The following is a 23762-nucleotide window of genomic DNA, read 5'->3' on the forward strand; positions in this document are numbered from 1 at the left end:
GCCGTTGGCATCCAGCCCGTCGCCGTTCGCGTTTACCGTGATCGTGCCGCCGCTGATCGTCAGCAACCGATCGGAGCCTGCCGCAAAGCTGTCCTGCGAAGCACGGCCCGGCATACCTGCATTGGAATCGTTGCCTCCGGCGACGTTGAAGCCGTCATCCGATGCCGTTAACGCAATCTCCCCGCCTGTGACGGTAATCGTCGAGCCTTCTATGCCTTCGTAGCTTGTCGTAATATCGATCGTGCCTCCGGCAATCGTGACCGAAGCGTCGGCGTGAATACCGTCATCACCGCTTGCTAGCAGGAATGTGCCTCCTTTAATGAGCAGGCTGCCATTCGTATGCACGGCATCATCCGCCGCGTCGACCTCGAACGCGCCTCCGTTTACTTGCAGGCCGCCGCCTGCCTTCAGCCCTTTGGCGCTCGTGGACTCCGTCGCAGTCGTTACACCGCCGGAGGTGCCGGAGGGAAGAGCCTCCGTTTCAACATTTTCCGTATTTAATGCAGACGTACTCACAGCAGCTCCCGTTGTTCCTGCGCCACCGGGCATTGTACCAGTAGCGCCTCCTGTACCGCCTTGCCTGCCGCCCATCATGCCTTGGCCGCCGCCCCAACCGCCGCGTTCCTCGACATGCGTCTCGCCGTTCGCGCTGCCGCCGCCGCTGACCAGTTTGAACGCGCCGTCTTCGACGAGCAGCGAGGTCTCCGCTTGAATCGCGTCGTTGCCCGAGACGATATCGAATGTCCCGCCGCCGATCGCGATAATCCCTTTGCCCTCTTCCTCCGCGTTCGTCGACTTCAAACCGTCTCCGCCCGCATCCACGGTCAGCGTTACGCCTTCTAACGCGGCTACCCGGTCCTTGCCTACCAGTCCGTCGTCGACGGACTTTACGTTGATTTCGCCGGACACAAGCAGCAAATCATCCTTGCTTTTGATGCCGTCATTATAGTTCCCCTTCACTGTCAGAGAACCGGTGCCGTTAATGATCAGATCCGCCTTGCTGAACAGCGCCGCATCCGGCTCGTTCGCCGTTGCATCTGCGTAGACATAATCCGCGCCGTCCGTGAGCGTATTATCGGTCCCTTCTTCCAGCGTGACGATAACCCTTCCAGCCTCAACGATGTAGAAGGGCGAATTGTCCTTGCTGCTCAGCCCGACGCCGTTCAACACGACATGCACAGTCTCGTCCGGCGCATCGATCGTAACCTGTCCATCGTTCAGCTGTCCGCTCAGCACATAGGTACCCGCAGCCGTTATGCTGACTGATCCGTCTTCCCCCGCCTTCGCCCCGCTGCCGCTGACGGCAGCGCTCTCTCCCTCGAAGGTGATGCTCGTCGCCGAGTCCGCACTCCAGGCTGTACCGTAGTCCTCATCATCGAACGTGACGAGATCATCCATCGTAAGATTAACCTGCTCCTGAGCTGCTGAACCCGCAGATCCTTGGGCTGCCGCCTGCTCCGTCGACGGGACATTCGTAGCCGCTGCCGCTCCGTCGTCATTTTTGCTGCAAGCCGACGTCAGAAGTACGGCGCACAACGCGATAACGCCTATATAATGTTTGATCTTTGCACTCTTCATCTGGTATCCTCCCTTTCCGAATCTCCGAAATATAAATGTTAATAATCCGCCACCACGGTCGGCGTCATAGTCAGGGACACATCCAGATTGCCGTTCCGGCAGCGAATCGCGTCCAGCAGTTCCTTCTGGTTCACCGACTGTCCGAGCGTTACTCCATACACCAGCTCGTACAGGCTTCCCAGCTCCGTCGTGCGGACTCGCTTTAACTCATACGCCACCCCGAATTGCTCGAACACTTCGCGGAATGCTTCCTCGTAGCCCAAACTCTCCGGAATCGTGACCTTCAATTGCTTTTGCTCGGCCTTCCTTGCGCCATACTTGATCTTGCTGAGCACGAACATGAGCACGCACAAAATAATCGTAAACAGCACTCCATAGCCGAAAGCTCCGACGCCGCATGCAAGTCCGGCCGCCATCGTAAAGAGCACGTAAGCAATGTCCTTGGGATCGCCGGGCGCGCTGCGGAACCGGATGATGGAGAAAGCGCCCGCGAGGCTAAACGCCCGCGCGATGTTGCTGCCGATGAGAAGGATAATAATGGCGACGATGACGGGAAGAATAACCATCGTGAGCGTGAAGTTCGGCGAATATCCACTCTGGTTCGTGCGCATGTATGTCATGCTAATAATAACGCCCAGCGCGATCGCGATCAAAATGGTGGCTACCGCCGAGCCGAAAGTCATCGTCGTCTCTGCCGTCGTTGGATTAAATAAACTTTGAAAATCAAACATATAAGACACGCTCGCTTTCCTGTTGAGGTATAGAGTGGGATTGGCTGGACGCTGCGGCCGCGAGGCCCGCCGTCGTGATGAAATTGCCTCCCGGAACGACAATGCTGCCCAGGCCGCCGCGCACCGTTTTTTTGTATTCGTTGCCGTATTTGGAGAAGCTCGTGCGGTACAAGCCATGCTCCGAGAGCAGCCTCGACAGCCACATCGGAACGGTCTTCTCCGCCTTGACCTCCATCAGCCACTTGCCTTCGGGATTTAGAGGCTCGCCATGATCGCCGAGCTCCAACCCCAGATCGTAACGCCGGTGGCGGATGTTGGTATCGAAGGTAATGCGCAGATCGCGGCTCTCCTTGCTGAACATCGCTTTACGCTCGTAGGCCAGGTATACCTTGGGCTCCAGCTCATAGCGGCTCAGGAAGTAAGCAATCTCGGCAACCACCTGCTTGTTCATGTAGGACTGGTGCTCCGGGGCAATCCCCGTACGGACGAAGTCGTAAGCCTCGGCCAGCTTCAATCCCGTTCTGCGCTTGTTGACGATGCCGAACACCTTCTTTTTGAGCTCCAGATACACCTTCGCATCCTCGCCGGGCACGCCGTAGGCTCTCAGTCTGAGCTTCTCCCTGTACTTCGGCTTGGACAGACTGGTGCGGATGAGCGAATCATGCGCCGTATCAAAATACAAATTACAGATCGAATAGTATTCATGGTGCTTGTTATAGTCATCCAGCTCCATATGGTCGAGCAGATCGTAGTAGAAGCTCCGATATGCCGCATCGTCGAGCAAATATTTATTTTCGTATCGGTTAAATACCTCAATGGCCATTGCCGATCCTCCCTTTCGTCGATTGCCGTGTTCACAGTGCCGCTTGCCTTGTCTGTATATTAGCCCTTCAACCTTGAATGAACCTTAAACACCTTTACAATTCCTCCAAAAAGTTTCTGCTTCATTATATGGGGCCGTCCGCAAGCACCCGCGCAAACTCTTTGTTATCCGATGCGGGCCGCAATGCAAAGTTAAGGTTGATTCAAGGTTGAATTGCTATAATGAGATAACCAACAAAGACTTCAAGCAAGGGATGATACACGATGAGGATATTGATCGCGGAAGACGAAACTCATTTGGCCGAGGCCTTATCACAAATATTAAAGAAACAACATTACTCCGTAGACGTCGTGCATGATGGTCGTTCCGCCTACGATTACGCCCTGAGCGGCATCTACGACCTGCTGCTGCTCGACATCATGATGCCGGAGATGGATGGCATGACGGTGCTTCGCAAGCTGCGGGGCGAAGGCATGCCCACACCGGTCATTTTGCTGACGGCCAAAGGCGAAATCACGGATAAAGTAGCCGGGCTCGATCACGGCGCCGACGACTATATCGCCAAGCCGTTCTCTACCGAGGAGCTGCTGGCGCGAATTCGGGCTGCGCTGCGCCGCAAGGGCGAGGTCATCCCCGAGGAAGGCATCTCCTTCGGAGATATCGAGCTGAGCACAGCCCAATTAAAGGTCACCGTTAAGGGCAAGGAGCTGAAGCTAAATCTAAAGGAATGCGAGCTGCTGGAGCTGCTGACGACACGGAAGCAAGCAGTCACGTCGAAGGAACAAATTATCGAGAAGCTGTGGGGATTCGATTCGGAAGTAGAATATAACAACGTGGAGGTGTACATTTCGTTCCTGCGAAAAAAGCTGACCTTCCTCCACTCCGAGGTGAAGATCAACACGATCCGGGGCGTCGGCTACGTGCTGGAGGTGGCCAAATAACATGTTTAAAAAGCTGAAAAACCGTTTCCTCCTGCTCAACCTTGTGACGATCTCCGTCATGATGCTGGTCGCCTTTGTCACGATCTATACGATCACGTATCAGGATGTACGGAGAGATATCGATATTGAGCTGCATAAAACATCCGAGTTTTTCCGGATGCCTCTCGGCGGAGACGGCAAGCGGCGGATGCCGGGCGGCGGCTTCCAGAACGTTCTGCCGGGCACTCTGCCGCTCCAATCGGGCTACGGCGGACCGCCCCCGGGCAGAACCGTCTCGTTTATGCTGCTGGCAAGCGCGGACGGCACGATTAAAGCGGCGGATTCGCCGTTCGATCTGGAGGATGGTTTCTACGAAGAGGCGCTGCGCAAGGCACTTGCAAGCGGCGGGGAGACCGGACAATTCGCGCATGACGGCAATGACTGGGCGTTTAACGCGCAGGAGACGAACGTAGGCATGTTGTACGTATTCATGGACGTCACCGCTCAGCAGGCTATTTTGACCAAGCTGATCTACACGTTCGCGGCCGTTGGTCTCGGGATGCTGATCGTCATCTATTTCATCAGCCGGTTCTTCGCCAATCGATCCATCCAGCCTGTCAAACAAGCATTCGAAAAGCAGAAGCAGTTCATCGCCGATGCTTCGCATGAGCTCAAGACGCCGCTGGCCGTCATTCAGACCAATACGGACGTGCTGCTCGCCAATCGCGAGGATACGATCGCAAGCCAGGAGAAGTGGCTGCACTACATCAAGCAGGAGACCCACCGGATGGCGAAGCTGACGGGCGACTTGCTGTACTTGACGGAGATGGACGAGGCGCGTTCCACCATGATGCACGCGGAATTCGATCTCAGCGACACGCTGGAGACGATCATGCTGACGATGGAGGCGGTGATCTTTGAGAAGCAGCTTCGATTGGATTACGACATCGAGCACGGGTTAAAGACGGTCGGCAGTCCCGAGCAGATGAAGCAAGTCATCATGATTCTCCTGGACAACGCCATCAAGTACGCAAATCCGCGCGGCGAAATTACGATCGCGCTAAAAAAACAACAGCACGATGTCGTGCTGTCGGTCACCAATACCGGCGAAGGCATCGCGCCGGAGCATCTTGGCCGGATCTTCGACCGCTTCTACCGTACGGATACCTCGCGTACCCGCTCGCAGGGTGGATACGGACTGGGCCTTGCGATCGCGCGGTCCATCGTGGATCAGCACGGCGGCAAGCTGCAGGCAAGAAGCACGGTCGGCGAATCAACGACGTTCTTGCTGCAGCTGCCGGCTTACTAAAAAGCGTGTTGAGATAACCTCTATCGAGGCATCTTGAAATGCAGTCTGTCGACGAGCTTTAGATCGATGACTCCGACTTAAATCTTGAAATGCAGCCGGTCGGCGAGCTTTAGATCGATGACGCCGACTTAAATCTTGAAATGCAGCCGGTCAGCGAGCTTTAGATCGATGACGCCGACTTAAATCCTGAAATGCAGCCGGTCGGCGAGCTTTAGATCGATGTCGCCGACTTAGTCTCCACACGCATCGGGTACTCCCAGCATACCGAGGAAGTAAAAACACATTCCGAAGATCCTCATCAATCGTGAAGATGACATGTCAATGAATATCAGAAATACTTCCTGTTCCAATAAGAAATCCGTTTTCGAGGACCGAAAACTTATCCTATCTTTATGCGGTCAAAAAGTCCGATAAGGGGAGAGGCTGTAACTTATGCCGATCTCCCTATCGCTTTTTCAGCATCGGAGAGAGAGCTTTGCTGTAGATCCAATGGCCGTAATCGTTCGGATGGTTGATGTTGTTGAGCAGCAGGCTCTCATGCGTCTTGCCGGCGGCAAGCTCAGCTGCCCAGGTGGCATGTGCGTCTAACACTCCGATGCCGTATTCGTCGCCCAAGCGGCGAATGACGTCGGCATACAGAGCGGTTTTGCCGCTCGTATGCTGCCAATTCGGATTGGGCTCGCATGGCGTAACGAGAAGGATATCGCTATCGCCGGCATTGCGGATCGTATCGATCATAAATCGAAGGTTCTTCTCGAAATCTTCAAGAGTCGTCGTATGGCCGTCTGCCTGCTTGTTCTGATCGTTCATGCCGTAACCAATAGAGACCAAATCCGCGTTGAGAGGAACGACGTCGCTAGCCACTCGTCTTACGCCGCCGCTTGTATCCTCGCCGCCGATCGCTTTGTTTGCAATCCGAATACGGCCTTCTTTATATAAGTTTAGCAGTGTGTCCCTAATTCTGCCGAAGTACGCCAAACCTTCTTCGCTGGCTTCTCCACCCGTGCTGATGCTGTCCCCGTAGACGACGTAGACGGCTTCTTCTCCCGCTTCCAGTTTGCCGACCAACCGCCTCAACAAGCCCGAACGCTCGATATCTTCGGTCGTCAGGCTGCGGTCCTCCGTCACGGACTCCGTAGAGTAATCCAAGTAGACGGTGTATGCCTGATTGCTGAAATCGGAGTAACGATTGTGATCGAACCCGCTTACCCCATACATCGGATGAAGGGAACCATCGGGAATACGGCTGCCGTTCGCGCGGCGAATCGTGCCTTCCTCATAGTCGACAATATAGTCCTTGCCTTCCTCGTAATGGATCGTATCCGCGAGATCCTTTCTCGAACGGTTTCGCATAGCTGTAGACTCGCCGGCCAGCGGTTTGAACCTGAGGGGCAGGGCTTCTTCTTTCATAAATACGAATGTTTCCGCTAGCTGTTTGTTTGTCATCTAACGACTTCACTCCTCATTGATCAGGCCTCTCCCGATTCCGTCCCCTTCGACCATTCGAGCACGATGCCCAGAAAAAAATCGGATTTGCCCATGATGATGTTCCAGGCTTGTTCCGCGTCTTCCGCCTTTATCCTGTGGGTGATAAGAGGCAGCGTTTGCAGCCAGCCATCGCGTATCCCGATTATCGTATCGTCCATCCGCTGTTTTGTCCACCCGGAGGGGCTGTGCAGCGTGATCTCCTGCGCCCGCAGTTCCTGGATATCGACCATCCCCTCGGTTCCAAGGAAACCGGCCGATACAAGATGACTATTCAGCTTCATCGCGGGTTTCAGCTCGCGAAATGTATCCATGGCGCCGACCGTGTCGACGACTACAGCAATATCCGTCCGATCGCCGATCCAATCCGCCAAAGCCTGCCGTTTCAAATTGAAGGAGCCAATCGACGAAGGCAGCAACGCTAATCTTTGGTCATGCCTGCCCAGAACGGTCACGTTGGCTCCCCTATGAGCGAGCGTCTGCGCGGCCCATTGACCGACCATCCCGTCTCCGATGACGACGGCGATATCGCCGGGCGTCACAGCGGGACGTGTGCCGCAATTGTAACCGACCTGGGTGAGAACCGCCCCGCTGTATGCGATGGGCTCAGCATTTGCTGGCAGTTTCCAAACTTGGCTGGCGTGGGTGACAGAAGGATTGATGTGGCCGCCGGAGTCAAACTTCATTCCGTTTACCATGCTGATCGAAGCAAACACCCGATCCCCGGGTACCAGGTCCGTTACTTGTTCGCCGACGCTTCTAATGATGCCAACCTTCTGATAACCGGCCACTTGGGGGAAGGGCAGCACATCCCCCGGTCGTGTGACTTGTTCTCCGGAAATTCTCTCCCCGTACAGGAAGGAGGATTCCGTGCCATTGCTGATCCAGGAATACTCGAGATCGATGACGACATCCTCGGGTCCCGGCTCTGGAACATCAACTTCCATATAACAAACCTGTCTCACGCCTGTAAAGACGACGGCTTCGGCTCGCATGTTATCCCTCCTTCGCAGCGGCGGCGAAATCGACAGGAGGGTATGCGTAAACTTTTATCGCCTCTTGTTTTTGCAGCAGCTCGACTGTTTCTTGGTATCGGTATAGAGGAATGTGGTGCGTTTGCAGACACTCCGTGTTTAATCCTTTATCGATGACAAGGTCAAGGAGTAGCTCCTGATCGCTTTCCCCGAACTTCCGGTATCGATAGGATTCCAGCTTCATCCCCTTTAACCAGAGATGATCGCCATATCGGATTTCGCCCTTGAGCACGCCAAAGATGACTACATGCGAATCTGTTCGCTCTAACAGACCCTGTACGGAAGGCGCAGCCCCTACGCAATCGTAGCCGAGGTCGAAGCGCTCACCCTCCAGATCATCCAAGTGCTTTGCCAATCCGATTCCGAGTTCATTTACATAAGCGATTCGATCGCGGTTAATATCAACGGCGACAACCCTTGCAGCTCCCATTAATCGGGCGGCCTGCATCGCAAGCATACCGGCAGGACCCAGTCCGGATACGAGCATCGATTTGCCGGTAATATCGCCAAATTGCAGCAGTCCGATCAATACGCACTTAAGCAATTCAAAGGAAACGGCTTGTTTCCAACTCACTTCATCGGGAAGTTTAATCAACTCATGAGTGCGGTAATTCAAGTACTCCGCATAGGCGCCGTTGCCTAGCAGATGCTCCAATGCCGCCACTCGGTCCCCAACCTTAAGCGACGTCACCTTGCTGCCAACCGCAACAACGGTTCCTGCCATCTCATGCCCGGGGAATCCTGGCAGCAAAGGATAGTCCGGTTCCTTGGTCGCATCAAACATATCCTTGCCGCCCATCATATTCATATCCCATCGCGGGCAGGTGGACACGATCTCTATACGCACTGTCACTTGATCGTCTTGCGGAACTTCCGATGGAATCGTAATAATTTCGAACGCATTCTTTCCCGTTATCTGTAGTGCTTTAATTGAAATCAGCTCTCTTTCATTTGCAGAATATGATGCTGTATGGGTCTAGTGTACAACAGAACAGGTAATAAGTATTTGCAGGATATACTCCTATTCAATTAAATAATTTCCTTTAATTTCGGTGCCCGATAGATATTTATCCGAATCTCATTTGTACATTATTGACATCTATTAATTCAACTTTTTGCCTCCGCATCTCCTTTCCGCAAAAGTTGGCATGCCAATCCTCCAGTTTCATGGACCATGTTCGCCGGCAAATCCAATATGAACTGTAGAAAGTGGCAAAAAAATAGATTTTACGTCCTAGGGAAGCCTTTTTCCGTCTAACGGACAGGAGCGTCGCTATTCTTCGATTAAATGATGTTTCTAAAATCTAACGGACACACGCGACCCTATTTGCACCATTCGAGCAGCTTTTCGCTATATTTCGGCCATATAACGGCGCTCCTGTCCGTTAGCATTTGATCCTTGAGCAAAACAGGCTAATAATGTCTCGTGAGTCCGTTAGAACCGACTGCACCGTCCTTTGACGGTGCAGCGCGTTTCATTCCGCTACAAATCAGCAATTACTTCAACATAAGAAGGGTATGCTATGAGATCCTTTATACTCTATTGCATCTTCACCTTATATCCGATATTTAGGGAGCTTTACATCCGTTTTTTTGATTGGTCTGGCTCCTAGGAAATAAACGATTATTCCCCCGATGCTTTATTGTGTTTGCTAATAAACAGATTGGCTGTATACTAGGGTAAGACAAAAAACATCACATTATTGCCCTTTTAATATTTTGATATTATCTTTATACTCAGTGGTTATCCGGTTTTTTATCGATCAATCATTTGAACAATATTGACATTGTTTTCGGAAGGAGGGATCTTATTGAAAATTAGAAATTGCGGGGCGGGGACCTTATCCAGGTCGGCGGAGCTGCCTGGCGGGGGGATGCACCCGTCCAGTTATGAAATTCTCTATATTACCGAAGGGAAAGTACGGTTTAAGTGGAGAGCGAATATATGCGAAGCGGATGCGCCGGCTGTGTTTATTTTGGCTGCCTCGACGCCGCATGAGCTGGAGAGCCTGCAAGCGGAAGCGAAATTTCGTTTTCTGGAGCTTGATGAGATCGAGGAGTTCCCGTTCACCGACCAACAAGTGGATGAGTGGAATTTCATGCAGGCCCATAAAGGCATCTATTCCAAAACAATGCTCGCGTCTTCGATCCTTCAAACCCTCGATTTTGTCTATCATCTCCAATCGACGGGCCTGGCCGGACAAGATTCGAATCTCGGGGATGTATGCTTGCTGGAGATTCGCAAGACGTACAAGCTTATCGCCCACATGATCGAGGATCCGGAGAAATCGGCTGGCGAAGAACGCAAGGTGAAGCACAAGTCGCGCGCCGCGGTTGATTTGCTGATTGATTACATGGATTGGCGGTATAAAGAAAACGTTACGCTGGAAGCTCTTGCGGAAGTCGTCGCCCTGGACCCCTCTTATCTCGTGCGGCTATTTAAGAAACATATGCAGATGACGCCGTTTGAGTATCTTCGGGACCTTCGTTTGAAGGCGGCTGCCAGCTACTTGTCCGGAAGCGATCTGCCGATTAGCGCTATCGCCCAAGATACGGGATTTGCCAGCGTTCATTACTTTTCCCGGATATTTAAAGCCCACTACGGGCAGAGCCCGGCGGAATGGCGCAAGCATCTGAAAGGACCGAAAGGAAAATCAAACTGAGGAGGGTTTTAGATGGATCAGGAACGCTATACCGAACAAGTAACTGAAGGCTATGGATACCGTAAAAAACAAAAAGATGAATTTGAAGCATTGATTGAACGGATGCGCAACGATTCGGCTGCGAAACGCACTGCTTTTTTTCAACCAAGCACCGCAAGCGTAGCTGCATATGAGCAAGATGCTAGACGAATGCGAGTACAGGTAAAAAATATGTTAGGATGGCCTTTAGGCGAGGAGTATGCGGCTGATTTCCATTCGCCCACCGACGTTAAAGGGGTTCCTGAAGCGAATGTAATTTACGTGTCCAAAGACGCGCTGGGAAGCATTTATCGTGTCGAAGTCGCGGCTGGCTACGGTTTAACGACGTATGGCATCTTGTTCCTTCCGCATACGCCGGGGCCGTATCCTCTTGCCATCTCTCAACATGGCGGAGGGGGTACGCCCGAGCTCTGCTCGGGATTTTATGGCGATAATAATTATAACGATATGACACGCAGGGTATTGGAGCAAGGAGTGGCTGTTTTCGCGCCGCAATTAATCCTTTGGAACGATACCTACGGCCCTGAGCATCAGCGAAACGTATACGATAATCAACTCAAGCACTTGGGAAGTTCCATTGCCGCGGTTGAAATATTTAAAATCCAAAGGGCGCTTGACTACTTAACTTCCCGGCCGGATATCGATCCTTCCAAAATCGGAATGATCGGATTATCTTACGGCGGTTTTTATACCCTGTATACCGCCGCGCTAGATACTAGAATAAAGGCGGCCTATTCGTCCTGTTTTATCAATAATCGATTTGTTATTGATTGGCCCGACTTCACTTGGTTTAATGCGGGGAACCGATTTCTGGATGCCGAGATAGGCGCGCTGATCGCTCCGCGGCATTTATATTTGGAAGTCGGCATCCGGGACGAGCTTTTTCAATATGCGCATGCCCGGCCGGAAATCGATAAGATTGCCGCGCTTTATCAGAAGTTGAACATTGCGCATCGGTTTTATGCAAAAGCTTTTGACGGGGAACATGAATTGGATTTAGCGAACGATGGGATTGAAAGCTTCTGTAACGTGCTTAAAGGAGATTCAGGAATTGCGCATTTTCCTGAACAGGATTAACAACAAAATAGGTAAAGCAAGCCTCCTGGAATGCCCATCGGCATCCGGGAGGCTTTATTGTGTTTCCTAACACGTTTTATTGCTCTGCCACATCAGACGGGGCTGCTTGTCCCTGCACCCCTGTCTGCTCGTCAGTCTGGGCCGGTGTCTGCCCATCGGTCTGCGCCCCTGTCTGCCCGTCAGTCGGGGCCGCTTGCCCGCGAGCTCCCGCGTTGCCTGGCATCCGGCCTACGGGGCCGCCTTGACCAACAAAGCCCTGACCGCCGTCAAATCCGCCGAATCCCATGCCTCCCATTCCGCCGCGGCCGCCCGGACCGTTTTCGCCCAGCTTCGAGAGATCGACCGAAGAAGCATCGACGAGACGGTCCGGCGCAGCCTGCTGCCCTTCCGACGTCGACGGGATGTCGCCATCCAGCTGACCCTGTATGCTCTCGGCACGCAGCGTGCCAAGCTTGATCAGCTCCGCCACAGCCGTCTCATACTCTTGATACGTGTTAAATGCGCTAGGATCTGCTTTCACACGCTCCGCAATCAGCTCGTTCAAGCTCTGCACTTTTTGCTCGAACTTGCCGTCCGCGAAATAGCCGTCGACGATCTCCTGCAAGTATTCATGATATTTTGCCTTATACGCCTCCACTTCCAGCAGCTTGCCGAGAATAGGACGCTCCTCAAGCGTTACGCCGGTCACCGGCGTGTCGATGGGCTGGTTGACCACATCCGAAGCCGAGCCTCCCATAAAGCCGCCGAACGCCATGTTGTAATCCCATGGCAGCATGCTGATCTGTCCGTTATTTTCGTAAAGGTAGTAGTTGTGTGCCATGTTGGACGTATAGCTGTCCATATTGACGACAACCGTATGAGCCGCAAAATATCGCAGAACGGCGTCAACGTCCACGTACTTCTCCAAGTCCGTACCGCTGCTTAAATTTTTCAGCGCTTCAATGACACGCTTATGGTCCTCCTCCGTCGTCTTTGTCTCCGCGTTGTCGAAGATCGCGGAGTAGCTGGCGATCTCGTCGTCGGTATACACCAGCGAGACGCCGTTGCCTCCCCCGTTCATACCGCCGCCACCGCCGCGGTTGCCACCGCCCATGCCGCCGAACCCTCCTTGCGGAGGCGCTCCATTCACTCCGCCGGTGCCCGGAGCCAGCTGCCCCTGAGCTCCTGTTGCCTCATCGGCTGTTTCTCCGCTGCCAGCTTCTCCGCCGGGCATAGCCGTTCCGTCGTCCACGGGCCTGTTACCTCCCGGCATGCCCATTCCTTCGCCAGTGGGCCAGTTACCGCCCGGCATGCCCATTCCTTCGCCCGCGGGCCAATTGCCGCCGGGCATGCCCATCCCGCCGCCCATGCCGCCGTCGTCGTTGTTCGGCTTGTACAGTTCTCCCTCGTCTCCCTTGGCGCGGGCAAGATAACCGCTGTCGATGTCTTCGACGGCGAGATAGAAGCCCCATGCCTGGCCGTTCACCTGTATGTCGGCGAAGGCAAACAAGGGGGCGTCCACGCCGATATAGCTCATAATGTCGTAACTGAGATACTCCTTCATGTAGCTGTTGTCCGTAATCATATTATTGACGACCAGCTTGTCGAGACCCATCCAGGTCTGATCCTTGACGTATTCGTCGAACTTGATCTTGAAACTGTAGCGATCCGTCGTATCGTCGCCCGCCACTTGCCTTAAGCTGGAGTTGCCCTTCGGGCGGATCCCGACATTCTCGATCGTGGATCCATTGATTGTAATATTCGCCGAAATATACTGCTCCTCCGTGGCCGTATCCAGCATTCCCTGCCACTCTGTCTCGTCCGCCTCAATAGAGATCGACATCACCTCCGTCTTTTCCATCTCCGCGGCATAACCCGCCGCCGATGCCGTACCCGATTGGCGGTTTCCTCCGAAGCTGCATGCCGCCAGCATGGCCAAGCACAAAAAAGCCGCCATGAGCTTATTCGCTCCACCCCATCGTTGCATTTGCGATCGCCCTCTTTCCATACTTATTTGGTCATAGCCCCATCGTAACCCCCTATTCTTAAATGAATCTGAACCGCCAGTACTAATTACGTCAGACCTTTGAGCATTTCCAAATAGAAAAAAACTCCGGCGCTGACCACAAGCGCATCGGAGTCTTCGTTGTTATCTATGTGCCTTCGCCATCCCTCATTGAGAGAGTCGAACCCGCGCGGCGCGTCGGCCCTCCACTACAAACCGGGCTGCGGCCGGCAACTGCGCCTCATTTACGTCTTCCAGCGTAACGAAGCCATGAGGCTTGTAACGCTCAAGCAGCTCCCAGAACAATGGATATTGCAGCTCGCCGAGGCCTGCGGCCGTCCCCTGCAGCCTGTTCCCGTCCTCGGAACGAACACAATCCTTTGCATGGGCGCTGACGATCCGGGGGCCCAGCAATCGGAACGCCTCGCGCACGATATCCTCCTGCCGCTCGAAGTTGCCGCCGTTCATCAGGTTGCAAGGATCCAGCACGACGCCTACGCAAGACGATGGAAATCGCTCGATCGCAGCAGCAAGCGTCTCCGAAGAATCGATCAGATGGCCTTGCGCCGCTTCCAGTCCGATCGTGACTCCCCAGCGCTCGGCTTCCTCCACCAGCTCGTCCAGGGCGCGATCCAGCCGTTCGCGATATAGCGGGATAAGCGCGGCATCCTGCGGCGTTCCCACTTCTGTTGCGACGATCGGCGCTCCGAAGTGGCGCGCATGGCGCAGATGCTCCTTAAAGCGATTCACATTGTACCGGTAAGTCTCGTCATCCAGGTCGATCAGACTTGCGTAACAGCCCAGCACGGCGATTCCGACGCCATGCTTCGCGAACGCGCCCCCGACTTCATTGGCAAGTCCCGGACTCAGCGCCCCAAGCGGAAACTCGATGTCCGAAATCGCCTTGCTGAGAGCGAGCTGCACATACGAGCAGTCCGTTGCGGCTACCTTGGCCGCGAGTTCCTGAAACGGCTGCCTGCCTAACAAATGAGCTAATATGCCTACCGACATCCTTTTCCCCTCCATATCCTGCTTGTCTGTTTATTCATCCTTGTTCCGCATGTCCTCGGCAGCCGCAGAAAAACCCTCTTTAAATCCTTCTTCGGGCCAATGACGGTAACGATTCAAGTCGATCCGTCCTCCCCGCTCCACCTCGATACCTTCTTCACTGAGGTAAAGCTCCTGTTGAAAACGCGCTTCGTCGTCCTGCACCGCGATTTCTCCCTTCGCGTTGACGACCCGATGCCAAGGCAGCCCATGCGCCGAACTCATGCTGTGCAGGATTCGCACGACCTGCCGCGCTCCTCTGGCACTGCCGGCTTGCTCTGCGATCTGGCCATATGTCATCACGCGTCCTTCCGGTATGCTTTTAATGACGTCGATAACGGCTTTCGTGAAAGGCTGCATGGTTCCCCTCCCCCTGATCTTCTTCCAACCTTCTACAGCTTTTCGAAAAAAACGAAGCACCGGTAACTTGGTAACTTGGTAACTTGGTAACTTACGCTCATTACAGATAATCGGAATTTTTGAACTCGAGCTTGTTGTCACCCTCCACTTTATCATCATGAGAAAACCCTTACAACCGGATAGCCGGCCGCAAGGGCTTCAATTCTTGTCTATTTGATGCATGCTCATGGATATGACGGGTAAGACTACAGGACTCTTCTTGCCGTGGAATAACGGTTCGAGTAATCGCTCAGCTTATTAATGCGAACGCCGTTGAAGGTGCTGCTGATCGTGTTGTGAATGAATTGTCCGTTGCCGATGTAGATGCCGACATGGCTGACCGCGGACGACTTGCCGTTATTGAAGAAGATCAGATCGCCCTTTTGCAGATTGCTCTTGGATACGTATTTGCCCGCATACTTCTGGGAAGCCGTTCCCCACTTGAGACTTACGCCGTATTTACCGAACACGTACTTGGTGAACGAGGAGCAGTCGAAGTAGAGCTTGCTTGGATTATTTACACCATACTTGTACTTGACCTTGCCTTGCAGCGACTTGGCAGCTGCGATAATGCCGTTTGCCTTGGCGGAAGCCGAAGTTGCCGAAGCTGTGGCCGCCTCAGCTTGTCCGATATGGGAAGTGCCGAAGGCCGCGTGGCCCGACACGAGAGTTGCGCATACTGCCGTTGCGATAACCGTCTTCTTGAGCCAGTGGTTTTTGTTTGTCATAGGATGATATACCTCCTGATGTCTGATTTGCTACATCCGGAGTATAGCATGTCTATTTGGGCACAAGTGGTTTCTTAGCGCTTTCTCATTAGACAATACTTGCCCATGCAGGTGATTATTTCCAACAAAGAAAAAGAGACCGATAGAATCAGCCTCTTGTTTTTAACAGTTTTTCGCGCAATTAAGCCGCCCTGAAATTACAAGCTATGACGCTTGGCATTCTCCAGTACCCTGCCCAGACGATCCAGGTTCTGCTCGTTGCTTTCCTCGCACATAACCCGGATGGGCTCTAGCTCTTCCGCATGCCGGAAGCATTGACGAAACGTTACCCGAGTGCCGCCTTCCGCTTCCTCGAACAAGGCCGTGACGCGGAACACAGGCGCCTCGGCATGCTCCAGCACGATCCGCTCGTTCGGCGCAATTTCGATGAACGTATTCCGGTTAGGGTAGTCCTTCCCATCGGGTCCGTGCATAGTGAGACGCCATACGCCGCCGGGACTATAGTCGATTTCGTGGAACGTGTTGGTAAACCCTTCGGGTCCCCACCACTCGGCCAGTTGGTCGGGCGTCGTCCATGCCGCGAATGCCAGCTCGCGAGGCACATCATAGATCCGTGATGTTATTAATTCGAGACCGTCATCCACTGCAGCCGGCTCCGTCAAGGAACGCCCGAGCGCGTCCAGCAGTTCGCCCGTGCCATGCTCCCGAATCTCCACCGTATCATGCCCGTCGAGGAACGCGCCTTGCTCCGTGAATATCAGCCTTGTGCCCTCTTCGACATCCAGCAGCTCGATCGTTGTAATGGAGGCCGAGATGCGAACGCCGCCCATGTCCATGATGTAGGTATAGATAATCCGCTCGTTCGGCACAATATCCTGATAGACGGCGTCGTACACGAAGAGAGGTCCGCCCTCCGCTATTTCGCCGCTGCTATACTCTCGTCCACCGATGCGGAATTCGAAAATATCCGGCTTCGAGAACCACTTCACTTTAGCATCCAGGTCGGCCCATGCCTGGTACACCCTTTCCCGCGTCGCGGGGTAAGTCCGTTCAACTACAAAAGTGCCATGCTTGACAAAACGTTCGCTCATTACGATTCCTCCTTAGAGCCAGGCATTCCGCCCCTCCGGGCCAGCAATGCGCCCAACAGATTCAGCTGCCCCTCCCATTTGTTCTGCCGATCCATGATCGGTTTGTCATACTCCGCCTTCATCGTCTGCAGCAAGCCGGTGAATTCATCGGCCGATACCTGTTTCTTGCCTTGCAGCATCTTCGCCACGTAGCGGAGCTGGCCAAGCATCTTCTCCTGCCGCCGGATGTCTTCTTGCACCCGATTCATTTGCAGTTTTACCACGTCCAGGGGCTGCATGCCGCTGCCGGACATCGCCGCCTTCACTTCCTCCAGCGACAGGCCGAGCTCCTTCAGCGATACAATCTGGTAGAGACGCGTCACGTCCTCCTCGCTGTACAGCCTATGGCCCGAATCTGTCTGCGAGGATGGAGAAAACAGTCCGATCCCGTCGTAGAATCGCAGCGTACGCACAGTTAACCCCGTCAGCTTGGCCAGATCGCCGACCTTCCACTGCTTCTTCATGGCTTCATCCCCACTCACCGGCGCCGGCTTGCTGCCGGTAACCCTATTATAAAACCTTACGTTACGTAAGGTGCAAGCCTCTATTTTTCGAATTCTTGAAGCAACGCCGATGCTTCCTCGTGATCCGGCTCCAGCTCCAGCAACAGCTTCAAATAACGCACGGCTTCCTCTTCCTGCTCCTGCTCGAAGCAGCAAATCGCCAGACAATAATAGACAGTCGAGACAACCTCGTCCTTCTCGGCCTCGACAGAAGCCTCAAGAAATGTTTTCGCTTCTTTGTAGCGATCCATCTCGAACAAAATCAGACCGGCATCCAGCGCCAGATCATATTTCTGCTCCATGACATAATAAGAGGACCACATCAGCTCGATCCCCCTTGTCATATCGTCCAGCTCATCCTCATACGCATCCGGCAGCAGCTCGGAGATCCGTCTCGCGCTCTGGGCGAAAAACTCCGCGTCGTAGCCGCCAAGCCTCCAGAAGCCAAGAAATTGCTGAAGGCCCATCGTATCCAAGTGGCCGTCCAGCCATTCCTTTAGGCTATAAAATTCGTCCGGCCCGAACCGCTCGACCACGCGACGGTACGCTAGGCGAGTTTGGACGTAGGCCTTCGGCCGATCCAGACGGAGAATGCAGCCTACGTTAATATTCTTGTAATGCTGCGGAGGAAATAACGCAAGCGCTCCTTGCCGCTCGAACACGTATTGAAAGGCGTGATAATTGGCCGTAAAAGAGAACCCGCCATGACGGATCAGCTCCGGAGGCGGAGCGTTCCTCCAATTGTCGATTCTATGGTCGCCCTTATCGGCCGTGATTAATGCAGACCCTGCGGTGGATAATGCGTGTAATCGCTCCAGGCAAACGAAGCCCGAGGATGGGAACAGCAGATGGGACTCGTCCAATTCCTCCTGGTAGAAAGCAATTAAGTCGCGATAAGAATAGTCCTCCTGCTCGTATTCCGGCGCCGGACGATGCTCGTAGCGCAGCGACAGCCGATCCAACTTCGCGGCTGCTTCTTCTCCCTCGTTTTCCCCACGCTGGGCAGAACTAATAAACACGTCGGTCTCGTAGACGCGGCCGTCTCCCATATAGAGCAGTTCCTGAGGGATGCCATCGAAGAAGTAATTCGCCACGATGACAAGGGGCTGCTTCAATGCGCCGGCGACGATTCTCTCACCGGACACCAGCAGATGAAGCTCCGTGTCCTGGACAGCATCGAACCGGGCCACATCGAGCGTGCCGTCCTCCAGAAACGGTTGCAAGGCAGGATGTTCCTTCCACGCAAGCACGTTGCTCATCGCCAGATCCGTCATCCAGTAGCGAAATGGCGGCAGCGGGATATCCGCATATTGAATAAGCGATCGCAGCTCGTGCAGCACATGGCAAGCAAGCCTACCCACGCCTGCGCCCACCTCCACGATGCATACGGGCTCTTCTGCGAGGCCCTGCGCTGCCCGATCCATCAGCAGACCGAAGATCATCTCCGCATATGCACCGCCGATCATCGGATTGCTGGTTATGTATTGAGGAACCTGGTCGTTATGCCAAGCCGTCATCCCCGCCTCTTCGTAATATTGCCGCTGAATCTCCCAGATCGGCGCCTCGCTGAACCGGTATCTCCGTTCGTTCGTAACGCTCATAACTATATTGCCCCCGCTCTCTTATGGTTTTATGTTGTCATCATACCTTTTTTTGCCCTCCAGCACGAATATCTCTTTACAGGACAAAACGCGATTCATGTCGAATAAGGAGAAATGATGAAAATACGACCAACAACAACCTTCAAATATATGATTATATTAGCTATCCTGTTCAGCGCGCTCATCGGACTTCGATGGGGCTGGTCCGAGCTGTTCCATACCGAAGATCTGCCCCGCCCTGTCGTCGACGGGCAGCTCGACATGCGCGGCATCGATTTGTCCGACTCTCCCGCTTTCTTTTTAAACGGCGAGTGGGAATTCTATCCCCATCAATTACTTAGTCATGAAGACTTTGCCAGCGGGAACGAGGAGCATTCCTCTGTCATGGTTCAGGTGCCTGGAGACTGGAAGGACGCTTTGGGGCCGGATTCCGGCACCTCTTACGGCTATGGAACCTATCGCCTGCGCGTGCTGATCGATCCCTTGAACCGCCCCATTGCCATGTGGCTAAAGAACGTTCAAGCAGCTTCCGAGGTCGAGATCAACGGCTTTACCGAGGGGCCGATAGGCGTTGTTGCCGCAAGCAAAAATAATTACGAGCCGAAGAGCATTTCTTATACGGCTTCCTACTACACCACCGGTACGACCGAACTGAACATCTTGATTCGAGTCGCAAACCATGACGAGCCGTTCAAAGGGGGCATTACCCGCTCCATTCGATTCGGCTCCGCCGCAGCGGTCGACATGATCCGCTGGTACTCTATCGGCTTCCAGCTTGTCACATTCGTCGTCTTGGTGCTGTACGGCACCCTCGGTTTTATTTTATACGCCTTTAACCGGAAGGAACGCACCTTGCTTTCGCTGGGGATGTTGACGATGACAGTTGCGATTGCCATTACGACCGGTCAGGACAACCTTATGCTTCTATGGCTGCCGATCGACTATGCCTTGGGCTTCAAGCTGCGAATTATTTCACTGCTTTGGCAGAATGTGTTTATTTTACTCATATTCCGAAGGTACGTCCCCGCCCCCGCCGGGCGCCCATTGCTGCGCGGTTATGTCGCTTTGCTCGCCGCTGTCACCTGCGTCCTGCTCGCGGGTCCGGCTTCGTGGACATATGGCTTCCACGATCTGTATGGTTTTATGGGCTTGTATCTCTTCTCCTTCTTCTGGTTCCTCTTTACGACAGGCAAACTCTTGTTCCAGAAAGGGGGAGACCGCGACGTCGTCTTTTTGCTGCTGACCGCTGCCGGCATTACCTCCAATCTAACCTGGAGTATCATGGAATCCAACTACGATGTGACGACGGTCTATTATCCTCTCGATATACTGGCTACGATGATCGGCTTCTCGGCTTATTGGTTCAAGAAGTACTTCCGTCATGCCAGGAACAACGCCATACTCAACGAACAATTTCGGATTGCGGACAAACTCAAGGATCAGTTCCTTGCCAATACTTCGCATGAGCTCCGAACGCCGTTGCATGGCATTATCAATATTGCGGAGACCGTTGTCGCGAAGGAGAGGGAGAAGCTTGATGAAAACAGTCTGAGGGATATGGAGCTGCTCGTCACGATTAGCAAGCGAATGTCTCATACGCTTGGCGATCTGCTCGACGTCGTCCGGCTGCAAGAGCACCGCATCATGCTGCAACAACGGGCTGTCCCTATACAATCGATCGCGCCTGGCGTCGTCGGCATGCTGCGGTACTTGACGCGAGGCAAGCCCGTCACGATTACGATCGATATGCCTGAGTCCTTGCCCCCGGCTTGGGCGGACGAACAGAGGCTCGTCCAGGTGCTGTACAATTTGCTGCATAATGCGTTGAAATATACGGAGTCGGGGACGATATCGTTATCCGCCAAACATCGCGGCGGCAAAATTGTTATCGCCGTTGCGGATACCGGCGTCGGCATGGACGAAGATACGGTATCCCGCATCTTCCTCCCCTACGAGCAAGGTACTTACGGTCGTCAGGATGGAAGGGGCATCGGTCTGGGCCTCAGCATATGCAAGCAGCTCGTCGAGCTTCATGGCGGAGAGTTGACCGTACGCTCCGTGCTCGGGCAAGGTTCCGTGTTCAGCTTCGCGCTAAAGACGGCGCAGGGCGATTCCAGCCACGTCCCCGAAGCCGCCGCTTCATTGGAACAGGATCCTGGCACAGCTCCCCTGCCCAAAGAAAGCAATGACTTATTGAGGCCAGATCTTGACAGCGCGGAGGCGCCCTCCGACTTTCCGCCGTTGCTGAGCGATGGCACCATCCGTATCATCGCCGTGGACGACGATCCCGTCAATCTCAGCGTGCTTGCCGGCATTTTGTCAACGGAGCCTTACACGATAAAGACGGTCAGCAGCGCGGGAGAAGCGTTGGAGCACATTCGAACCGCACCATGGGATCTGCTGATTGCCGATGTCATGATGCCTGTTATGTCCGGCTATGAGCTGGCTCAAGCCGTTCGCGAGCATTACAGTCTCTCCGAGCTGCCCATCTTGCTGCTTACGGCAAGCAGCCAGCCTGCGGATATCTATGCCGGCTTCCTGGCCGGCGCCAACGATTATGTGACCAAGCCCGTCGACGGCATGGAGCTGAAATACCGCATACGGACTCTCATCGAGCAAAAGCGCTCCGTTAACGAGCGGCTGCGGATCGAGGCTGCTTATCTGCAGGCCCAGATTCATCCGCATTTCCTGCTAAATGCATTGAATTCCATCATGGCGCTCGGCGCCATCGACACGGACAAGATGCAGGAGCTCGGCAGTATGTTCGCCTCTTACCTGCGCATCAGCTACAACTTTATCAATACGAATGAGCTGGTCCATTTAACACACGAGTTGGAGCTTGTGCAGGCCTATCTGTATATCGAGAAGGTACGGTTCGGGGATCGTTTGATCGTCGAATGGGAGGTTGACGAATCCATCCATTTGTCCATTCCTCCCCTGTCTATTCAGCCGCTGATCGAAAACGCCGTCAAACATGGCATTATGAGCCAGGACAGCGGCGGGACACTCCGCCTCTATATCGAATCCACCGAAGCAGGAGCCTGGATCGAAGTGCAGGATGACGGCAAAGGCATGGAGCAGGAAGCGGCTTTCCGATTGTTAAACAAGGGGATGAATCGTCAGGGCGGCATTGGCCTTGCCAACACGAACCGACGGTTGCTGCAGCTGTACGGCCGCGGCTTATCCATCTCAAGCCAGCCCGGGAAAGGCACAACCGTATCGTTTTTCGTCCCGTTTGCCGAGCGTTAATAAGCGGACCGCGCGCCAGGGTTAGCGAGCGAGTATAGCTCGCTATAGCCATATCTCGGGCAACGGCCAGTTTTAGTGTCAGGAGCCATGGCTGCTGCTGCAGCCGGCCACAGCATAGGCTATCGAAAAAGGGAGAATCCGCTGCCCGATTCTCTCTTTCCCGTTATACCGTTATATGTAACCTGACACGGGCCAACGCTAGACACACGCATCCACTGATCTCCAACCGGCACCTGGCAACTCCCGCCAATCCCCCCGCTTTCCACTTACCGCGCGCTTCGGACATGAGAGAGCTTATATGGGCAACAAGGCGTCTTGGGGCCTTCTTGCAGACACCAGAGACCCTATTCCGTAGAAAAAACCTCCGTGCATGACATGGGCCAGCACCAGTCCCCCATTTAAGATTCATTCAAGGTCGCCGCTTTAAGATAAGGGTCTAGTATCCCGCAGGAGGAGTGATTGCCTTGATACGTATGAGCAAACAAACCATGATCATTACTCTTATAGCCATCGTGCTCTTAACCGTCACTTTCATCGTGTATCGGCTGGCGGATCGCTATCTCATCGAGCACTTCGAGGTCATTGTCGAACCGAGTACGCAGACCCCGAGCGCGGGCACAAGCCAGGGCTCAGACACTGAAAGCACATCAGACGCTGCAGAGCTCTCGAATGTCGAGGAAAAGCAGACCATGGCGCATTGGGATGACTGGAGCTACGAAGACGAGACTCAGACCATCCAGATCGAGAAGGTGCAGACCGGCTCTGGCGAGGATAAAATTACCTACTACGTGGCGGATGTTACCTTCCAAGACGAGGCCAATCTCGACACTGCCTTCGCCAAGAACGCCTTCGGCACCAACATCATAGAGGACACGTCGACGATCGCGGAGAACAACAACGCCATATTCGCGATTAACGGCGATTATTACGGCTTCCGTAGCGATGGCGTCATTATCCGCAACGGGACCTTGTTTCGCGACGAACCCGCTCGCGAAGGTCTGGCGCTATACAGTGACGGATCGCTGCAAGCCTACGCCGAAGAAGCGATCTCTTCTGACGCACTGCTGGAGGCGGGGGTCACCGACACGTTCTCCTTCGGGCCGGCTCTCGTGACGGAAGGAGAGATTGCTGGCGACTTCTCCAGCGTGAAGATCGACAAAAACTTCGGCAACCGCTCCATTCAAGCCGCCAATCCTCGTACAGGCATCGGTATGGTCTTACCGAACCGCTTTCTGTTCGTCGTGGTCGACGGACGCAGCTCCAAGAGCCGCGGCATGACGTTGACAGAGTTCGCTGAACTATTCCAAGATCTCGGCGCGGTCGAGGCGTACAACCTGGATGGCGGGGGTTCTTCGACGATGTATTTTATGGGCAGGGTTGTCAATGATCCGCTCGGCAAGGGCAATGAACGCGGCGTCAGCGACATTATCTATATTCCGAAGTCCGTATAAAGAGACAGCCA

At 54.0% G+C, this 23762-nt stretch carries 19 protein-coding genes and 1 pseudogene; 6 read left to right on the plus strand and 14 right to left on the minus strand.

The window, feature by feature from the left end:
- The 3 genes from PAT3040_RS25440 to PAT3040_RS25450 all read right to left on the minus strand — a co-directional run.
- Positions 1-1578, minus strand: a 1578-nt coding sequence (locus tag PAT3040_RS25440) for a carbohydrate-binding domain-containing protein (protein WP_108994884.1), incomplete at its 3' end; no start/stop codon positions are given.
- A 38-nt stretch (positions 1579-1616) separates the two neighbouring features.
- Positions 1617-2309 carry a DUF4956 domain-containing protein gene (locus tag PAT3040_RS25445; RefSeq protein ID WP_087568133.1) on the minus strand — a complete coding sequence of 231 codons (693 nt, stop codon included), beginning with the start codon at positions 2307-2309 and terminating at the stop codon, positions 1617-1619.
- A complete protein-coding gene (locus tag PAT3040_RS25450) occupies positions 2302-3132 on the minus strand; it encodes a polyphosphate polymerase domain-containing protein (protein ID WP_108994885.1) in 831 nt (276 codons plus the stop codon). Before PAT3040_RS25450 ends, PAT3040_RS25445 begins: the two co-directional genes overlap by 8 nt.
- A 263-nt stretch (positions 3133-3395) precedes the next feature.
- Here PAT3040_RS25450 and PAT3040_RS25455 point away from each other — a divergent pair, with 263 nt between their 5' ends.
- Entirely contained in the window at positions 3396-4073 is a 678-nt protein-coding gene (locus tag PAT3040_RS25455; RefSeq protein ID WP_108994886.1) for a response regulator transcription factor, read from the plus strand.
- 1 nt (position 4074) lies between these two features.
- Positions 4075-5361, plus strand: a complete 1287-nt coding sequence (locus PAT3040_RS25460; protein WP_108994887.1) for a sensor histidine kinase — start codon at positions 4075-4077, stop codon at positions 5359-5361.
- Between the two features lie 444 nt (positions 5362-5805).
- Here PAT3040_RS25460 and PAT3040_RS25465 read toward each other — a convergent pair whose 3' ends face one another.
- The 3 genes from PAT3040_RS25465 to PAT3040_RS25475 are packed head-to-tail and all read right to left on the minus strand — an operon-like array spanning position 5806 to position 8733.
- Positions 5806-6807, minus strand: a complete 1002-nt coding sequence (locus PAT3040_RS25465; protein WP_108994888.1) for an SGNH/GDSL hydrolase family protein — start codon at positions 6805-6807, stop codon at positions 5806-5808.
- A 23-nt stretch (positions 6808-6830) separates the two neighbouring features.
- Positions 6831-7841, minus strand: a complete 1011-nt coding sequence (locus tag PAT3040_RS25470; protein ID WP_108994889.1) for an alcohol dehydrogenase catalytic domain-containing protein — start codon at positions 7839-7841, stop codon at positions 6831-6833.
- A gap of 1 nt (position 7842) precedes the next feature.
- Positions 7843-8733, minus strand: a complete 891-nt coding sequence (locus PAT3040_RS25475) for a zinc-dependent alcohol dehydrogenase (RefSeq protein WP_108994890.1) — start codon at positions 8731-8733, stop codon at positions 7843-7845.
- Positions 8734-9691: 958 nt separating this feature from the next.
- Between PAT3040_RS25475 and PAT3040_RS25480 the strand changes: the two genes are divergently transcribed.
- Positions 9692-10543: a helix-turn-helix transcriptional regulator gene (locus tag PAT3040_RS25480; protein ID WP_108994891.1), complete on the plus strand. Its 852-nt coding sequence runs from the start codon at positions 9692-9694 to the stop codon at positions 10541-10543.
- Between the two features lie 12 nt (positions 10544-10555).
- Entirely contained in the window at positions 10556-11659 is a 1104-nt protein-coding gene (locus tag PAT3040_RS25485) for an alpha/beta hydrolase family protein (protein ID WP_108994892.1), read from the plus strand.
- 76 nt (positions 11660-11735) lie between these two features.
- On the opposite strand, the gene PAT3040_RS25490 is transcribed toward PAT3040_RS25485, so the two are convergent.
- The 8 genes and pseudogenes from PAT3040_RS25490 to PAT3040_RS25520 all read right to left on the minus strand — a co-directional run bounded on the left by PAT3040_RS25490 (position 11736) and on the right by PAT3040_RS25520 (position 19051).
- Complete coding sequence (locus PAT3040_RS25490) at positions 11736-13625, minus strand: CotH kinase family protein (RefSeq protein WP_258235151.1); 1890 nt, start codon at positions 13623-13625, stop codon at positions 11736-11738.
- Positions 13626-13811: 186 nt separating this feature from the next.
- Entirely contained in the window at positions 13812-14654 is an 843-nt protein-coding gene (locus PAT3040_RS25495; RefSeq protein WP_108994894.1) for a sugar phosphate isomerase/epimerase family protein, read from the minus strand.
- A 30-nt stretch (positions 14655-14684) separates the two neighbouring features.
- A complete protein-coding gene (locus PAT3040_RS25500) occupies positions 14685-15050 on the minus strand; it encodes an MGMT family protein (protein WP_108994895.1) in 366 nt (121 codons plus the stop codon).
- Between the two features lie 245 nt (positions 15051-15295).
- A complete protein-coding gene (locus PAT3040_RS25505; protein WP_108994896.1) occupies positions 15296-15817 on the minus strand; it encodes a C40 family peptidase in 522 nt (173 codons plus the stop codon).
- 197 nt (positions 15818-16014) lie between these two features.
- Positions 16015-16461 carry an SRPBCC family protein gene (locus PAT3040_RS39010; RefSeq protein ID WP_258235153.1) on the minus strand — a complete coding sequence of 149 codons (447 nt, stop codon included), beginning with the start codon at positions 16459-16461 and terminating at the stop codon, positions 16015-16017.
- A 21-nt stretch (positions 16462-16482) separates the two neighbouring features.
- Positions 16483-16908 (minus strand): annotated as a pseudogene (locus tag PAT3040_RS39015) (SRPBCC family protein); the annotation flags it as partial.
- Entirely contained in the window at positions 16908-17411 is a 504-nt protein-coding gene (locus PAT3040_RS25515) for a MerR family transcriptional regulator (RefSeq protein ID WP_108994898.1), read from the minus strand. The gene PAT3040_RS25515 and the pseudogene PAT3040_RS39015, both read right to left, overlap by 1 nt.
- An 80-nt stretch (positions 17412-17491) precedes the next feature.
- The gene (locus PAT3040_RS25520; RefSeq protein ID WP_108994899.1) at positions 17492-19051 is read right to left on the minus strand and encodes an SAM-dependent methyltransferase; all 1560 of its coding nucleotides are present in this window, start codon (positions 19049-19051) and stop codon (positions 17492-17494) included.
- A 114-nt stretch (positions 19052-19165) separates the two neighbouring features.
- Between PAT3040_RS25520 and PAT3040_RS25525 the strand changes: the two genes are divergently transcribed.
- On the plus strand, positions 19166-22300 hold the full coding sequence (locus PAT3040_RS25525; RefSeq protein WP_108994900.1) for a hybrid sensor histidine kinase/response regulator: 3135 nt from the start codon (positions 19166-19168) through the stop codon (positions 22298-22300).
- 473 nt (positions 22301-22773) lie between these two features.
- Positions 22774-23751 carry a phosphodiester glycosidase family protein gene (locus PAT3040_RS25530; protein WP_108994901.1) on the plus strand — a complete coding sequence of 326 codons (978 nt, stop codon included), beginning with the start codon at positions 22774-22776 and terminating at the stop codon, positions 23749-23751.
- Positions 23752-23762 lie beyond the last annotated feature (11 nt).

This window comes from Paenibacillus agaridevorans, assembly GCF_003112455.1.
GTDB classification, from domain to species: Bacteria; Bacillota; Bacilli; order Paenibacillales; family Paenibacillaceae; genus Pristimantibacillus; species Pristimantibacillus agaridevorans.

Excerpts from the sequence above, each read along its gene's own strand:
- PAT3040_RS25445 (WP_087568133.1), bottom strand. The coding sequence starts at position 2,309 with ATGTTTGATTTTCAAAGTTTATTTAATCCAACGACGGCAGAGACGACG.
- PAT3040_RS25450 (WP_108994885.1), bottom strand. The coding sequence starts at position 3,132 with ATGGCCATTGAGGTATTTAACCGATACGAAAATAAATATTTGCTCGAC.
- PAT3040_RS25455 (WP_108994886.1), top strand. The coding sequence starts at position 3,396 with ATGAGGATATTGATCGCGGAAGACGAAACTCATTTGGCCGAGGCCTTA.
- PAT3040_RS25460 (WP_108994887.1), top strand. The coding sequence starts at position 4,075 with ATGTTTAAAAAGCTGAAAAACCGTTTCCTCCTGCTCAACCTTGTGACG.
- PAT3040_RS25465 (WP_108994888.1), bottom strand. The coding sequence starts at position 6,807 with ATGACAAACAAACAGCTAGCGGAAACATTCGTATTTATGAAAGAAGAA.
- PAT3040_RS25470 (WP_108994889.1), bottom strand. The coding sequence starts at position 7,841 with ATGCGAGCCGAAGCCGTCGTCTTTACAGGCGTGAGACAGGTTTGTTAT.
- PAT3040_RS25485 (WP_108994892.1), top strand. The coding sequence starts at position 10,556 with ATGGATCAGGAACGCTATACCGAACAAGTAACTGAAGGCTATGGATAC.
- PAT3040_RS25490 (WP_258235151.1), bottom strand. The coding sequence starts at position 13,625 with ATGCAACGATGGGGTGGAGCGAATAAGCTCATGGCGGCTTTTTTGTGC.
- PAT3040_RS25495 (WP_108994894.1), bottom strand. The coding sequence starts at position 14,654 with ATGTCGGTAGGCATATTAGCTCATTTGTTAGGCAGGCAGCCGTTTCAG.
- PAT3040_RS25500 (WP_108994895.1), bottom strand. The coding sequence starts at position 15,050 with ATGCAGCCTTTCACGAAAGCCGTTATCGACGTCATTAAAAGCATACCG.
- PAT3040_RS25505 (WP_108994896.1), bottom strand. The coding sequence starts at position 15,817 with ATGACAAACAAAAACCACTGGCTCAAGAAGACGGTTATCGCAACGGCA.
- PAT3040_RS25515 (WP_108994898.1), bottom strand. The coding sequence starts at position 17,411 with ATGAAGAAGCAGTGGAAGGTCGGCGATCTGGCCAAGCTGACGGGGTTA.
- PAT3040_RS25520 (WP_108994899.1), bottom strand. The coding sequence starts at position 19,051 with ATGAGCGTTACGAACGAACGGAGATACCGGTTCAGCGAGGCGCCGATC.
- PAT3040_RS25525 (WP_108994900.1), top strand. The coding sequence starts at position 19,166 with ATGATGAAAATACGACCAACAACAACCTTCAAATATATGATTATATTA.
- PAT3040_RS25530 (WP_108994901.1), top strand. The coding sequence starts at position 22,774 with ATGAGCAAACAAACCATGATCATTACTCTTATAGCCATCGTGCTCTTA.